The sequence below is a fragment of the Rathayibacter sp. AY2B7 genome, from assembly GCF_002931635.1.
Classification (GTDB): domain Bacteria; phylum Actinomycetota; class Actinomycetes; order Actinomycetales; family Microbacteriaceae; genus Rathayibacter.
Window position 1 is genome coordinate 1 of record NZ_PSUC01000094.1, and the last position, 15108, is coordinate 15108.

A 15108-nucleotide genomic window follows, 5' to 3' on the forward strand; every position below is an offset into this window, starting at 1 on the left:
GGAAGTCGGGGGCCGGCGCCGGATTGGCGGCGTCGCCCCGGACCACGGCGACGACGGTCAGCCCGACGATCCCGCGGTCGGCGGGCTTGCCGAGCTGCTGTCCGGCGATGTGATCGTCGTAGTCGACGGTGAACCAGTCGATCGAGAGGCCAGGGATCTGGTCGAGCGCGGTCAGCGACTCCGTGATCTGCGTGCCGCCGAGCAGCTCGGCGAGCGTGTGCGCCTCGTCGTCGCTCAGGCGGAGCGACACCTTGGCGCCGTCCTGGTCGCCCTCGGCGAACGTGATCAGGTCGCTGTGGCCGGAGCGGTGGGCGATGACGCCGACCTTGCCGCCGTCGGCCGTCAGGAACGTGTGCAGAACGCCGACACCGGGCAGTTTGACCCTGCGGACCTCGACCATGCGTGCTCCCTCCGCGCCGTGCGGCGCTCCCACTCGGGACTTCCAGCTTAGGCGCGTGCGGAGCCCTCCTGCCGAGGGAACCCCGACCCGTCGAGGGATCCCGCAGTTCCCGGCGGGATCGACGGTCCGGGGTTCCCTCAATGTCCACAGGGGGTGGAGGGGAGTCTCCACAGAGGGAGCGGAGGGAGGGAATGGTGGACGGAAGCGTGCAGTGGGGATCTGTCGAGACGGGGCGTGCCGCCGGTCGGACGAGTTCATGCGGTTGCGCCGCGGTACGCGCGGACCGGCGAGTGGGCGGGGGCCTCCGAGGACGAGCGGCAGCGGGCGCGGATCGACGCCGTGGCCGCGACCTGGACCACGCCCTTCTTCCTCCGGAGTCGGCGGCGGCGGTCCGCGGACTCCCCTCGGTCGAGCCGCTCGCGCAGACCGTGCATGTCGAGGGGCGACCGACCTGGTCAGTCGGACGTGGAACGGCGTCGCGGAGCGCGCGTCCGCCCTCACCCGCACTGATCGACGGACTCGCCGTCTCGGATCTCGCGCAGACCGCCGTCGACCTGGACCGACCCGGCGTTCCTCCGAGACCGCTCGCCCGAGCACGTGCTTCTCGCCGAGACGCGCCGGGAGGACCGGCTCCGCGCGCGGGTCCGCAGCGTCGTCCGCTGGGCTGGCGCGAGGCCTACGACGCCGGCCCCCTGCTCATCCGTCCGGCCCGCTCCGGCGTCCGCCGCGTCGAGGGACGCCCGGGCCGTCCAGAGAGCCCGCTGTTCGCGACGGCCTCGACGGTCCGGATCGCCTCGGTCGGTGAGCGTCAGCTGGGCTGGTACGGCGCGACGACGACCTCGACCCGCTGGAACTCCTTGAGGTCGGAGTAGCCGGTCGTCGCCATCGAGCGGCGCAGGGCGCCGATGAGGTTCGCCGTGCCGTCGGCGCCGGTTGCCGGGCCGTAGAGGACCTGCTCGAGGGTGCCGACGGTGCCGACCTCGACGCGGCGGCCTCGCGGCAGCTGCGGGTGGTGCGCCTCCGCGCCCCAGTGCCAGCCGCCGCCCGGAGCGTCGGTCGCGCGGGCCAGCGCCGAGCCGAGCATCACGGCGTCCGCGCCCACCGCGACGGCCTTCACGATGTCGCCGGAGGTGCCGAGGCCGCCGTCCGCGATGACGTGCACGTAGCGTCCGCCCGACTCGTCGAGGTAGTCGCGGCGAGCGCCGGCGACATCGGCGACCGCGGTCGCCATCGGAGCCTGGATGCCGAGCGTCGTGCGAGTGGTGGAGGCGGCACCGCCGCCGAACCCGACGAGGACGCCCGCGGCGCCCGTGCGCATGAGGTGCAGGGCCGCGGTGTAGGTGGAGGCGCCGCCGACGATGACGGGCACGTCGAGCTCGTAGATGAACTTCTTGAGGTTCAGCGGCTCGGTGTCGCGCGAGACGTGCTCGGCCGAGACGGTCGTGCCGCGGATGACGAACACGTCGACCCCGGCGTCGACGACGGTCTGGTACAGCTCCGCGGTCCGCTGGGGCGAGAGGGCCCCGGCGACGGTGACGCCCGCGGCGCGGATCTCGGCCAGGCGCGCGGTCACCAGCTCGGGGCGGATCGGAGCGGAGTAGATCTCCTGCATCCGCTGCGTCGCGGTCTCGGCCGGAAGCCTGCGGATCTCCTCGAGCAGCGGCTCCGGGTCCTCGTACCGCGTCCACAGGCCCTCGAGGTCCAGGACGCCCAGCGCCCCCAGATGCCCGAGCCGGATCGCCGTCGCCGGCGACACCACCGAGTCCATCGGCGCGGCGAGGATCGGCGTCGCGAACTGGTACGCGTCGATCGACCACTTCACCGACACGACCTCGGGGTCGCGCGTCCGGCGGCTCGGGACGACGGCGATGTCGTCGAAGGCGTACGCGCGGCGGGCGCGCTTGGCGCGACCGATCTCGATCTCCATGACGCTGAGTTTACTGTGGCTCGCTCCTCGCTCCGCTCGTCGCTCGCCCGCGGTCGGCCCGAGCGGGCGGTCGCGTTCCGCAGAGCGTCCCGCGTCCGCGCTACGCCGATCCGCTCGCACGCGGATCGACGGTTACCGCTGAGCGGTGTCAGCCGTGGCTCGCTCCTCGCTCCGCTCGCTGCTCGCCGCTCGCCGCTCGCCCGCGGTCGGCCCGAGCGGGCGGTCGCGTTCCGCAGAGCGTCCTGCGTCCGCGCTACGCCGATCCGCTCGCACGCGGATCGACGGTTATCTCTCCCACCTTGCACGGGAGGCCCTGATCGCTTGCCCGCGGTCGGCCCGGGCAGGTGGCCACGTTCCGCAGAGGCGTACGCCCGCGCCTCGACGATCCGGCGGAACGATCGTCGGCTACCGCTCCTACCGGGCTCCGCACCAGGCCGTGATCGACGCGAGCGGGCGCACACCACCAGCAGGTGAAGCCTGCGCGGCCGCCACCACGATTCGCTGCAACGCGGGAAGCCCGTCCCCACTCCGTCGCGCTCGCGCGCGGCGCACGACCACTCCCCCGCATCAACAAAGGCGGAAGCCCTCCCCCCGCAGTCGCGGCGGCGCCCCGCGCCGCTCGCGCTGCGTCCCCCGCCTCTCAGCCGAGAATCGGTGCTCGTCTCCCGGAGGGAGGCGGCGGATCGGGATCGCGGCCCCTCTGCCCGATGGGCCTGCGGCCCATACGCCCACCACGCCGGAGGGGCCGCGATCCCGATCCGCCGCCGGCCCCACCAGACCCCCTCAGCGCCGGTAGTTCGGCGCCTCCACCACCATCTGCACATCGTGCGGGTGCGACTCCTTCAGCCCGGCCGCCGTGATGCGCACGAACTTCCCGCGCTCCTTCAGCTCGGGGATGGTGCGCGCTCCGACGTAGAACATCGACTGGCGGAGCCCGCCGGCGAGCTGGTACGCCACGTTCGCGAGCGGGCCGCGGTAGGGCACCTGGCCCTCGATGCCCTCGGCGATCAGCTTGTCGTCGGTGGGCACGTCGGACTGGAAGTAGCGGTCCTTCGAGTAGGAGGTCCGCTCGCCGCGGGTCTGCAGGGCGCCGAGGGAGCCCATCCCGCGGTAGGTCTTGAACTGCTTGCCGTTCTGGAACACGAGGTCGCCGGGGCTCTCCTCGCAGCCCGCGAGGAGCGAGCCGAGCATGACGGTGTCGGCGCCGGCGACGAGCGCCTTGGCGATGTCGCCGGAGTACTGGAGGCCGCCGTCGGCGATCACGGGTACGCCGGACTCGCGCGCGGCGAGGGACGCCTCGTAGACCGCCGTGACCTGCGGGACTCCGACGCCGGCGACGACGCGGGTGGTGCAGATCGAGCCGGGGCCGACGCCGACCTTGATGGCGTCGGCGCCCGCATCGACGAGGGCCTGCGCCCCGGAGCGGGTCGCGACGTTGCCGCCGATGACGTCGACGCCGGCGAACGCGGAGTCGGACTTCAGGCGGCGGATGATGTCGAGCACGCCGGCGGAGTCGCCGTTGGCGGTGTCGACGACGATCACGTCGACGCCCGCGTCGAGCAGGGCGGTGGCGCGCTGCCAGGCGTCGCCGAAGAAGCCGATCGCGGCGCCGACCCGCAGGCGGCCCTCGTCGTCCTTCGTGGCGTTGGGGTACTGCTCCGACTTGTCGAAGTCCTTGACCGTGATGAGGCCGGCGAGCTTGCCCTGCGCGTCGACGAGGGGCAGCTTCTCGATCTTGTGCTGCGCGAAGAGGGCGATGACCTCGCTGTCCGGGATGCCGACGCGGCCCGTGATGAGGCCGGTGCTGGTCATCACGTCGCGGACGAGCGTGGTCGCCTTCTCGAACGGCGAGACGAAGCGCATGTCGCGGTTGGTGATGATGCCCACGAGCACGCCGGTGGAGTCGACGACGGGGAGGCCGCTGATCCGGTACTGGCCGCAGAGGTCGTCGACCTGGGCGACGGTGGCGTCCGGGGTGGTCGTGACGGGGTTCGAGACCATGCCCGACTCGCTCCGCTTCACCCGGTCGACCTGGTCGGCCTGGTCGGCGATGGAGAGGTTGCGGTGCAGGACGCCGAGGCCGCCCTGGCGGGCCATCGCGATCGCCATGCGCGCCTCGGTGACGGTGTCCATCGCCGCGGAGAGCAGCGGGGTCGCCACGCTGATGCGCTTGGTGAGACGGGAGGCCGTGTCGGCCTCGCTCGGGATGACGTCGGTGTGCCCCGGGAGGAGCATGACGTCGTCGTAGGTGAGTCCGAGGAATCCGAAGGGATCCGGCTGGTCCATCAATGCCCCTTAGCAGGTCGAGTGCGGGAGCCCGGAGAGGACGGGAGGAGTCCGCTCACGAGCGCCACGGTTGTTCGATCTTAAGCGCCGTGAGGCTCGCGGTATTCCTCGACTGCGCGGCCGCCGGGCCGCGGATGGGCGCTGGAGCGCTCTCCTCTCCCTCATAATGTCGTCACGCGTAAGTGCGGACGGTGAAACACCGCCGACACATGCGGAACGTATGGTCAACCAACGTTGTTTGACGACGGCGATTCGGGCGTGCCCGGAGACCCCATCCGTCTGTGCACCCTGACGAGAGGTAGACGTCTTGCTCACAGCCAGCCGTTCGATGCGCCGCCAGCGCTCGACGACCCTGCATCCGACGGACCGGGAGGCGCCCCGTGGATAGGAGACGCCCGAGGCTCCGAGACCGGCTCCTGGCCCTGGGTCTGCTCGCCGCGACCCTCACCGGGATCGCCGCGGCGGCCCCCGCCGCACTCGCCGCCACCACCGCCGACCAGTCGATCATCGCCTGGGTCCGCGTGCAGGGGACGAACGAGAACCTGACGGGGGTGACCGTCGAGATCGGCGGCGACGCCTCCGCGACCGTGACCACCGGCGAGGACGGCCGGGCCACGTTCCCCCTCGACGCCGCGGGCACCTACACGGTGACCGTCGACGAGGAGTCCCTGCCCGCCGACAAGGGCTACCCCGCCGCGGGTCAGAACCCGAAGCAGGTGAAGATCGTCGCCTCGCAGAACCAGATCGTGAACTTCATCGTCTCGACGGCCAACCCGAAGGGCTCCGGAGCGACCGTCCCGGTCCCGACTGACTCCGCGGCTCCGACGAGCCCCGCGACCGAGGGCACGACCGGCAACGACGCGACGAACCCCGACGGGACGTCCAACGCGGTGAACCAGCCGGTATCGGCCGACACGTTCTGGATCATCTTCTGGCCGAAGGTCGTCACCGGACTGATCTTCGGGCTCCTGATCGCCCTCGCGGCGATCGGCGCCTCGCTGATCTACGGCGTGACCGGCCTGAACAACTTCGCCCACGGCGAGCTGGTCACGTTCGGCGCACTGATGGCGTACCTCTTCTCCGGGGTCTTCGGACTCCCGGCGCTGCTGGCCATCCCGATCGCGGTGATCCTCGGCGGGGCCTTCGGCTTCGTCCAGGACGGACTGCTCTGGAAGCCGCTGCGGAAGAAGGGCATCCAGCTCATCCCGCTGATGATCGTGACGATCGGCCTCTCGCTGGCCCTGCGCTACGTGTTCGTCTTCTTCTTCGGAGCCGACCGCCTCTCGCTCCCCAACAGCACCGCTCCGTTCTTCACGGTGCCGGAGCTCGGGATCAGCCTGAAGTTCACCGACATCGTCGGCGCCGTCGTCGGCGTCGTCTGCATCGTCGCCGTGGCCTACGTCCTCACGAAGACGAAGATCGGCAAGGCGATGCGGGCGGTCTCGGACAACCGGGCCCTCGCCTCCGCCTCGGGCATCAACGTCGAGCGCGTCATCCGCGTCGTCTGGGTGATGTCGGGCGCTCTCGCCGCACTGGCGGGCGTCTACATCGGCTACTACCAGTCGCTGCGCTGGGACACGGGAGCGTCGATCCTGCTGCTGATCTTCGCGGCGATCACCCTCGGCGGACTCGGCTCCGCCTACGGCGCGCTGGTCGGCTCGCTCATCATCGGACTGATGATGAACATCTCGACGATCTGGATCCCGGAGAACCTCAAGTACGTGGCTCCGCTCGTTCTCATGATCATCATCCTCCTGGTCAGGCCGCAGGGAATCCTGGGCCGCAAGGAACGGATCGGCTAGGACACCATGAACCTCAACTTCATCTGGCTGGCGATCGGGCAGATCGTCGATCCCACTGTCGCCGCGTACGCGCTGGCGACCATCGGCCTGGTCATCCACTTCGGATTCACGGGGCTGCTCAACTTCGGACAGGCCGGCTTCATGGCGGTGGGCGGCTACGCCTTCGCCATCACCTCGGTCAAGTTCGAGTGGCCCGTCTGGGGCTCCTTCCTCGCGACGATCGTCGCGGCGACCGTCTTCGCGCTCATCCTGGGCATCCCGACGCTCCGGCTGCGGGCCGACTACCTCTCGATCGTCACGATCGCGGCGGCGGAGATCATCCGGCTCTCGGTCAAGACCCCCGAGTTCTCGGCGATCACCGGCGGCTCGGAGGGCATCAACGGCGCGGCGAAGGCGTTCAACGACCTCAACCCGCTCCCCGAGGGCCGCTGGGGCATCGGCGTCCTCACCTACAGCCAGGACCAGTGGTGGGTGCGGATCGTCGGCTGGGGCCTCGTGCTCCTGGCCTGCCTCCTGGTGTTCCTCCTGATGCGCAGCCCCTGGGGCCGCGTCATCAAGGGCATCCGCGAGGACGAGGACGCCGTGCGCTCGCTCGGCAAGAACGTCTTCTCGTACAAGATCCAGGCGCTCATCCTGGGCGGCGTGCTCGGTGGCCTCGCAGGCGCGCTGTTCATCCTCCCCCGCTCGCTCCAGCCCGACAACTACGGCACCCAGCTCACGTTCTTCCTCTACACGATCATGCTGCTGGGCGGCGCCGCGACGGTCTTCGGACCCGTCGTCGGCTCGATCATCTTCTGGGTCGTCCTCGGTCTGACCGACGGACTGCTCACGCTCGGGATCGACACCGGGGTCCTCAACAACGACCTCATCCGCCTCACCACCGTGCAGACCGGACCCATCCGGTTCATCGTGGTGGGGGTAGCCCTCATGCTCCTGGTGATCTTCAGACCCCAGGGGATCTTCGGCAAGAAGAAGGATCTGCACTTTGCCTAAGACGCCGGTCTCGGACATCACCGAGGAAGCAATCGTCCCCGGGGTCAGGAAGAAGGACCCCATCGTCGTCGCCGACAACGTCAGCCGCCGCTTCGGCGGCCTGACCGCGGTCGACGTCGAGCACCTCGAGATCCCCCGCGGATCCATCACCGCCCTGATCGGCCCGAACGGAGCCGGCAAGACCACGTTCTTCAACCTGCTGACGGGCTTCGACAAGCCCAACACCGGCAAGTGGAACTTCAAGGGCAAGAACCTCGCCAACGTCCCGGCCTACCGGGTGTCGCGGATGGGCATGGTGCGCACGTTCCAGCTCACCAAGGCGCTCGGCGGCATGACGGTGCTCGAGAACATGCTGCTCGGCGCGAAGGGGCAGAAGGGCGAGAACATCTTCACCTCGCTCATCCGCCCGCTGTGGTCGAAGGAGGAGGACTCGATCGAGCAGCGCGCGATCCGCCTGCTCGAGAAGTTCAAGCTGGACACCAAGCGGGACGACTACGCGTCGAGCCTGTCGGGCGGCCAGAAGAAGCTGCTCGAGATGGCGCGGGCGCTGATGTCGGAGCCCGAGCTCGTCATGCTGGACGAGCCGATGGCCGGCGTGAATCCGGCGCTGACGCAGTCGCTCCTGGGCCACATCGTGAACCTGAAGGACGAGGGCATGACCGTGCTCTTCGTCGAGCACGACATGCACATGGTCAACACGATCGCCGACTGGGTGATCGTGATGGCCGAGGGCAAGGTCGTCGCCGAGGGCCCGCCCTCGACCGTGATGAACGATCCGGCCGTCATCGACGCGTACCTGGGCGCGCACCACGACACCGACCTGGGCACGATCGAGGGCCAGCTCGAGATCGCCGAGGAGATGGACTCCGACCTCGTCCGCGAGGACGTGGAGCGGCAGGCGGAGCAGGCCGGCGTCCCGACGCCCGGCCACGACGCTCCGGCCGCCGGAACGGCGTCCCCGTCGGCCTCCGCGCCGACGAGCGTCGCCCCGACGACCGACGCCCCGGCCGTCGAATTCGAGAAGGACGAGAGATGACCGCCGACACGACGACTCCGAACACCCTCGAGACGCACGACCTGCACGCCGGCTACGTGCCGGGGGTCAACATCCTCAACGGCTCGAACGTCTACGTGAAGCGCGGCGAGCTCGTCGGGATCATCGGCCCGAACGGCGCCGGCAAGTCGACGCTGCTGAAGGCGATGTTCGGCCTGGTCAACATCCGCCAGGGCACCGTCCTCTTGAACGGCGAGGACATCACCGGCCTCAAGGCCGACAGGCTGGTGTCCAAGGGCGTGGGCTTCGTGCCGCAGAACAACAACGTCTTCCCGTCGCTCACCATCGAGGAGAACCTCGAGATGGGCATGTACCAGAAGCCGAAGCTGTACAGGGAGCGGCTCGAGTTCGTCACCGAGCTCTTCCCGGAGCTCAGCAAGCGGCTCAAGCAGCGCTCGGGGTCGCTCTCGGGCGGTGAGCGCCAGATGGTGGCGATGTCGCGGGCTCTGATGATGGACCCGTCGATGCTGCTGCTCGACGAGCCCAGCGCCGGCCTGTCCCCGATGCGGCAGGACGAGACGTTCGTCAACGTGCAGCGGATCAACCGCGCGGGCGTCTCGATCATGATCGTCGAGCAGAACGCGCGGCGGGCGCTGCAGATCTGCGACCGCGGCTACGTCCTCGACCAGGGCCGCGACGCCTACGAGGGCGCGGGCCGGGAGCTGATGAACGACCCCAAGGTCATCGAGCTCTACCTGGGCACGCTCGCGACGACCAACGAGGTCACCACGAGCACCCCGACCGTCGGCGGCTGATCCCCGCTGCGAAGGGCCCGTCGTCTCCGGACGACGGGCCCTTCGTCGTTGCCGGGGCGCGGAGCGGGCGCGAGCGGGGCCGAGGGGCCGGTGCGGCTCCGGGGCGGAGGCGGGGCCGCTCGCCCAGGGCGCCGGGCGGCTCGGAGACCACTCCGAGCAGGGCGGGAAGGCAGGCGGCTCGGTGCCCGGAGACGCGCCGGCACGGGGTGCCGCAGAAGGGAGGCGGGGGGGCCGCTCTCCCGGCGCGGACAGGCCTTCACCGGTCTCTCCGCGATGCCCGCCGAACCCCCGGGAAGTCGGCGGAACGGCGGGCCGGACCTTCGGTCTCCTGTCCGCGGGACGAGGGCAGGACAGCGAGAGTCTCTCCGCTTCGGCGACCCCCACGAGGGGGACAGGATATCGCCCTTCCTGCCGTAGTTTTGGGGACACGGGACAGCCCTGCAGGGGGACGTCCCGCTCCCCTCTCCCCCGGTAGGGACCGCGATCGGTCGCCGATCTCCTCCCCTCCCCGCAGCGCCTCGAGCGCCGCGTCGTCCGCCTCGAAGGAGCCGACCATGAAGAGCTACACCCCCGCCCCTGTGGAACTCGGAGCCGGCTTCGGCACCGGTGCGATCGGCGACTACGAGCGCTGGCGCGTCGTCGGCGTCTACGCCCAGGTCGTCATCGCCGAGACCGCCGGCGGCAAGCGCCGCAACTACAGCCGTTCCTTCGTCACGTACCGCCTGGCGCAGGAGGCGGAGCTGCTCCGCGCCTCCTAGGCCCTCCGCACTCCACGAGCGCGCGTCCTCCCACTGGAGGGCGCGCGCTTCTGCGTTCCCGCTCGACGTCGTCGCTCCCGCCCGCGGTTCAGCAGGGCGCCCCCTCGAGGCCGGGAGAGGCGCTCGGAGCCGTTCACAGGCCGTCCGAGCCGCTCCTCCTCCCGAGCGTCTCCTCGACGGGACGCGAGGCCCTGGACGCCGCGGAGCCGTCCGCCCGCACCCGGCAGCGGTCGCGCTCGCGGACGACCGCCGCGCCTCGCTGCGTCCGCGCGACGACGCGTCTCCGGCTCTGCGCTCCGGGAACGGCGAAGGGGCCCGGTCCGAAGACCGAGCCCCTCAGGGATGCGGCAGGAGCCGCGTCACCGCGTCGTCAGTTCAGCGAACCCTCGACGGTCTCCTCGAAGGAGGTGGTGTTGCCCGTGCCGTACTTGTAGATCGAGACCGAGGCCTCGCTGGTGTCGCCGTTCTCGTCGAACGAGATCGGGCCGGAGAGGCCGTCGTAGTCGACGTCCTCGCCGTCGGCGATGAGCTTCGCGCAGTCGGCGAAGGTCGTGCACTTGGTGCCGCCCTCCGAAACCGACATGAGGTTGTCGCGGATGGTCGCACCGTCCGTCGCCTTGCCCTGGAGCGCGGCGAGAGCGGTCAGGACCGTGGCGTCGTACGACTCCGGCGCGTAGCTGAACACGGTCAGCGCGTCGTTGCCCTGCGACTCGACGAGCGACTGCAGCTTGCCCTGGAAGTCCTCGGACGCCTGGACGCCGGGGTTGGTGAACTGCGCGCCGGCGATGTCGACGTTGGTGTCGGACTCGCCGATGACGCCGTAGTTGCCGTCCGTGCCGTAGAGCTTCGAGAAGTCGAAGCCCTTGGCCGAGAGCTGCTCCGCGATGGTCTTGATCTCGTCGAACGAGATGACGACCAGCGCGTCGGGGTTCGGGGCGAGGACCGAGGTCAGCGCCGAGTTGAAGTCGGTCGACGCCGGCTCGAAGATCTCCTCGGCCGCGACGGATGCTCCGCCCGCCTCGAGGGTCTCCTTGATGTTCTTCTCGAGGCCGGTGCCGTACGCGTCGTTCATGTACAGGATCGAGACGTTGGTCTTGCCGTCGCCGAGGATCTTGTTGCCGAGGATGCGGCCCTGGAGCACGTCCGAGGGAGCGGTGCGCCAGTAGTAGCCGTCGTCGTCGTAGGTCGTGAAGTCCGGCGAGGTGTTGGCCGGCGAGATCTGGACGACGCCCGCCTGGGTCACCTGGTCGATGAAGGTCTTCGAGACGCCCGAGGACGCCGCGCCGATGATGGCGGAGACGTTGTCGGCGATGAGGGACGTGGCCGACTGCGTCGCGATGTCGGTCGTGGTGTCGCCCGAGTCCTTCTGCTCCACGTCGATCGTGATGCCGGCCTTGGCGTCGTTGATGTCGACGACCGCCTGGTCGACGCCCGCGATCTCGGGCGGGCCGAGGACGGCGAGGGTGCCGGTCTGCGGGAGGATCGTGCCGATCTTGAGGGACAGGTCGCCCGAGCCGCTGTCGCCGCCCGATCCGCTGTCGCCGCCGCCGGCGCAGCCGGCGAGGACGAGAGCGCTGGCGCCCAGAATGGCGACGCCGCCGAGGGTTGCCCGGAGGGACCGCGCGCGGGCCGAGCCGGCCTTCGCGTAAACGCCCATGTTGCTCCTTGAGAGGTGTGTGTCAGTGGGAGCGGCGCCGGTGGCAACCGCTCGGCCAACCTAACCTCCGAAGCAGCCGTGAACAATACAGGGGTGTTACCAATACGTTTCGCGACCGGATCGTTACCATTCCGCTGTCGCGCCGCGTCAGGACGACGCGTTCCGCAGATCAGACGGACAATCGGCGCCGTCTGCGCTCCGCGGCGACGAGGTCGCCTGAGAAGATCGCCAGGGCGGCCCACACCAGCGCGAAGCCGATCCAGCGCTCGAGCGGCATCTCCTCGTGCAGGACGAAGGCCCCGACGAGGAACTGCAGGAACGGCGTCAGGTACTGCACGAAGCCGACGATCGACAGCGGGAGGCGCCGGGCGGCGCCCGCGAACAGGAGCAGCGGGACGGCCGTGACGATCCCGGCCGAGGCGAGGATGAGGGCGTGCCCCGTCCCCTCCGTCGTCAGGGTCAGCCCCACCGTGGAGCCGACGACCGCCAGCTGCACGACGGCGAGCGGCGTCAGCCAGAGCGTCTCGAGCGTCAGCCCGCCGACCGCGTCCACCGTGCCGCCGACGCGGCTCTTCACCAGGCCGTAGAGGCCGAACGAGAAGGCGAGGGCGAGCGAGATCCACGGGAAGGACCCGTAGCCCACCGCGATGACCAGCACCGCGATCGCGCTGACGCCCATCGCGGCCCACTGCAGGGGCCGCAGGCGCTCGCGCAGCACCAGGACGCCCAGCAGCACCGTGACCAGCGGGTTCATGAAGTAGCCCAGGGCCGCCTCGATGACGTGGCCCGTGGTCGTGGCGATCACGTAGACCTGCCAGTTGACGTAGATGAGCACGCCCGCGATCGCCATCACGCCGAGCAGGCGGGGGCGGCGCAGCAGCGCGCCGAAGGAGCGCCAGCCGCGGAGGACCGTGAGCAGGATCACGCAGAAGACGAGCGAGAAGAGCACCCGGAACGCGACGATCTCGAACGGCGAGGCCGGCGCCATCGCGATGAAGTAGAGGGGCATCGCACCCCAGAGCAGGTAGGCCGAGAACGCGAACAGCAGCCCCGTGCCGGACATCCCGCCCGGGCGTCCCGCCGCTCCGAGCGCCTCCACTCCTTCGCCGACGGGCACGTCCGAAGGGGACGGCGAGACGGACTCGGCAGGGGTGCGGGAGCTGGTCACTCCCCCGATGCTACGCAGGCACGGGGTGGGAGGACGGCCCCGCAGCGGGCGGATCAGGCCACTGGTCGCGAGGAGGACCGGGAACGACGGAAGGGCCCGGCGACCGAGGTCGACGGGCCCTTCCGAGGGATGCTGCCTAGCGGACGACGACCGCGAGGACGTCGCGAGCGGAGAGGACCAGCAGGTCCTCGCCACCGAACTTGACCTCGGTTCCGCCGTACTTGGAGTAGATCACCTTGTCGCCGACGGCGACGTCGAGCGGCACGCGGTTGCCGTTGTCGTCGATGCGACCGGGTCCGACGGCGACGACCTCGCCCTCCTGCGGCTTCTCCTTGGCGGTATCGGGGATGACGAGACCGGAAGCGGTCACCTGCTCCGCCTCGACCTGCTTGATGACGATGCGATCTTCGAGCGGCTTGATGGACACCGACACGGTTGACCTCTTTCTTGACGACGATGTGGGCGGAACGCGGTTCTGGCACACACGCTCCGAGAGTGCTAGATCCATCGTAGGGGCTCCGCTGGCACTCGTGCAATCAGAGTGCCAAGCAGGGCGGCGGACCCGCCGGGAGGCCGTGGCCTACCATGGCCGGATGCGACGCGACGAGCTGGTCGAGCTCCTCTCCCCCGAGGGCCTCCGGCTCCTCGACTCCCTCGACGGCTACCGGTCCGACGACCTGGTGCGGGCTGTGGCACGCCTCCGTGCCGCCGGCCACTCCCCCGTCCTCGTCGCCGCGGTGCTCACCCAGGCGAGGCTCCGGCAGAAGGCGGAGGCGAAGTTCGGAGAGTTCGCCCGCTCGATGCTCTTCACGGACGCGGGACTCGAGCAGGCGACGCGGCTGCGCGTCGCCGCCCTGCACGCCGGCCGGTTCGCTGCGGCGGGAGCGGCGCGCGTCGCCGACCTCGGCAGCGGGATCGGCGGCGACGCCCTCGCGATGGCCGCGATCGACCTGGCGGTCACCGCCGTCGAGGCCGACGAGGTCACCGCGACCCTGGCCAGCTTCAACCTCGCCCCGTTCCCCGCGGCGAGCGCCGTGCACTCCACGGCCGAGGCCTTCGACCTCGACGGCTTCGACGCGGTCTACCTGGACCCGGCACGCCGCACGGCCGGCCACCGCGAGACCCGCCGGCTCGACGATCCGGACGACTACTCCCCCTCGCTCGACTTCGCGTTCGGCCTGGCCGAGCACCGTCCCGTGGGCGTGAAGGTGGGTCCCGGCTTCGACCGCGAGCGCCTGCCGCGGGACGCCGAGGCGCAGTGGGTCTCGGTCGACGGGGAGCTGGTCGAGACCGGGCTCTGGTTCGGTTCTCTGGCGCGCCCGGGCGTGCGCCGCTCCGCTCTGCTGCTCGGCGCGGCCGGCTCCTCCGAGCTCACCGCGGCGGGCGACAGCGAGGACGAGGAGGTCGGCCCCCTCGGCGCGTTCGTGCACGAGCCGGACGGCTCCGCGATCCGCGCGCGCCTCCTGGGCGAGCTCGCGCGCTCCAGCGACTCGCGGATGCTCTCGCCCGGCATCGCCTACCTGACCGGCGACCATGCGGCCGCCTCGCCCTTCCTCCGCAGCTTCCGGGTCCTCGCCGAGCTGCCGCTGGACGAGCGCACGCTGGCGAAGGAGCTGCGCACCCGCGGCATCGGCGTGCTCGAGATCAAGAAGCGCGGGGTGGACGTCGATCCCGCCCGCTTCCGCAAGCGGCTGGGCCTCTCCGGCACCGGCAGCGCGGTGCTGATCCTGACGCGGATCGCCGGGCGCCACCGCGCGCTGCTCGCGGAGCGCGTCGAGCGGCCCGCGCCGGCTCAGTAGCCGGAGGTGCCGGCGGCGAGGGCGACCACGACGAAGACGAGGAAGACCGCCAGGTAGATCAGCGAGACGGCGATGCCGGCGAACCCGGTGATGATCGCGGTCAGCGCGAAGCCGCGCGCGGCCGGCTCGCGCCGGCGTCCGAGGAAGCCGAGCACGACGGCCGGAGCCGACAGCAGGAAGCCGAAGCCGGCGGCGAAGAGCGTGATGACCAGGCCGACGATGCCGAGGATCATCCCGACGAGGCTCAGCGTGCGGGGGACGACGGGCGCCGGTGCGGCCGCGTAGGCGGCGGGGTGGCCGGGCGCGGAGGAGTGGCCGGGCGCGGAGGAGTAGGCAGGCGCCGAGGGGTACGCGGGCGGGGGCGGCGGCGACCCGTAGGCCGGCGGCGCGGAGTCGGCGAGCGGCACCGACGGCTGCGACGCGGCCGAGGGCGGAGCGGGCGGCGACAGCGGCTCGGGCGACCTGTCCCTCAAGATCGGCACGATCCTCCCGCAGACCGGCACCCTCGC

At 70.8% G+C, this 15108-nt stretch carries 13 protein-coding genes; 6 read left to right on the forward strand and 7 right to left on the reverse strand.

The genetic code is table 11. The features are described from left to right. The 3 genes from C5C27_RS13690 to guaB all read right to left on the reverse strand — a co-directional run. Positions 1 to 400, reverse strand: a 400-nt coding sequence (locus C5C27_RS13690; protein WP_104314684.1) for a cation:proton antiporter regulatory subunit, incomplete at its 3' end; no start/stop codon positions are given. A gap of 808 nt (positions 401 to 1208) precedes the next feature. After that, positions 1209 to 2327: a GuaB3 family IMP dehydrogenase-related protein gene (locus C5C27_RS13700; RefSeq protein ID WP_104224734.1), complete on the reverse strand. Its 1119-nt coding sequence runs from the start codon at positions 2325 to 2327 to the stop codon at positions 1209 to 1211. Positions 2328 to 3110: 783 nt separating this feature from the next. Then, the gene (gene guaB, locus C5C27_RS13705; RefSeq protein ID WP_104224733.1) at positions 3111 to 4613 is read right to left on the reverse strand and encodes an IMP dehydrogenase; all 1503 of its coding nucleotides are present in this window, start codon (positions 4611 to 4613) and stop codon (positions 3111 to 3113) included. Positions 4614 to 4993: 380 nt separating this feature from the next. Here guaB and C5C27_RS13710 point away from each other — a divergent pair, with 380 nt between their 5' ends. The 5 genes from C5C27_RS13710 (at position 4994) to C5C27_RS13730 (ending at position 9975) form a co-directional block, all read left to right on the forward strand. Continuing rightward, positions 4994 to 6415: a branched-chain amino acid ABC transporter permease gene (locus tag C5C27_RS13710; RefSeq protein ID WP_104224732.1), complete on the forward strand. Its 1422-nt coding sequence runs from the start codon at positions 4994 to 4996 to the stop codon at positions 6413 to 6415. 6 nt (positions 6416 to 6421) lie between these two features. Further along, positions 6422 to 7408, forward strand: coding sequence for a branched-chain amino acid ABC transporter permease (locus C5C27_RS13715; protein WP_104224731.1), 987 nt, complete (start codon positions 6422 to 6424; stop codon positions 7406 to 7408). Then, the gene (locus C5C27_RS13720) at positions 7401 to 8444 is read left to right on the forward strand and encodes an ABC transporter ATP-binding protein (protein WP_104224730.1); all 1044 of its coding nucleotides are present in this window, start codon (positions 7401 to 7403) and stop codon (positions 8442 to 8444) included. Before C5C27_RS13715 ends, C5C27_RS13720 begins: the two co-directional genes overlap by 8 nt. After that, positions 8441 to 9217: an ABC transporter ATP-binding protein gene (locus C5C27_RS13725; RefSeq protein WP_104314680.1), complete on the forward strand. Its 777-nt coding sequence runs from the start codon at positions 8441 to 8443 to the stop codon at positions 9215 to 9217. Before C5C27_RS13720 ends, C5C27_RS13725 begins: the two co-directional genes overlap by 4 nt. A gap of 554 nt (positions 9218 to 9771) precedes the next feature. Next, positions 9772 to 9975 carry a hypothetical protein gene (locus C5C27_RS13730; protein ID WP_104314681.1) on the forward strand — a complete coding sequence of 68 codons (204 nt, stop codon included), beginning with the start codon at positions 9772 to 9774 and terminating at the stop codon, positions 9973 to 9975. A 370-nt stretch (positions 9976 to 10345) separates the two neighbouring features. Here the strand turns inward: C5C27_RS13730 and C5C27_RS13735 are convergent, their stop codons facing one another. The 3 genes from C5C27_RS13735 to groES all read right to left on the reverse strand — a co-directional run bounded on the left by C5C27_RS13735 (position 10346) and on the right by groES (position 13233). Then, positions 10346 to 11632, reverse strand: a complete 1287-nt coding sequence (locus C5C27_RS13735) for an ABC transporter substrate-binding protein (RefSeq protein WP_104238457.1) — start codon at positions 11630 to 11632, stop codon at positions 10346 to 10348. Positions 11633 to 11801: 169 nt separating this feature from the next. Further along, positions 11802 to 12695, reverse strand: coding sequence for an EamA family transporter RarD (rarD, locus tag C5C27_RS13740; RefSeq protein ID WP_104314682.1), 894 nt, complete (start codon positions 12693 to 12695; stop codon positions 11802 to 11804). 241 nt (positions 12696 to 12936) lie between these two features. Then, positions 12937 to 13233 carry a co-chaperone GroES gene (gene groES / locus C5C27_RS13745; RefSeq protein WP_097167691.1) on the reverse strand — a complete coding sequence of 99 codons (297 nt, stop codon included), beginning with the start codon at positions 13231 to 13233 and terminating at the stop codon, positions 12937 to 12939. 160 nt (positions 13234 to 13393) lie between these two features. Here groES and C5C27_RS13750 point away from each other — a divergent pair, with 160 nt between their 5' ends. Continuing rightward, positions 13394 to 14599, forward strand: coding sequence for an SAM-dependent methyltransferase (locus C5C27_RS13750; protein ID WP_104251222.1), 1206 nt, complete (start codon positions 13394 to 13396; stop codon positions 14597 to 14599). On the opposite strand, the gene C5C27_RS13755 is transcribed toward C5C27_RS13750, so the two are convergent. Further along, positions 14593 to 15108 (reverse strand): hypothetical protein (locus C5C27_RS13755; protein WP_258066756.1); only part of this gene is annotated, 516 nt, incomplete at its 5' end. The genes C5C27_RS13750 and C5C27_RS13755 overlap by 7 nt on opposite strands.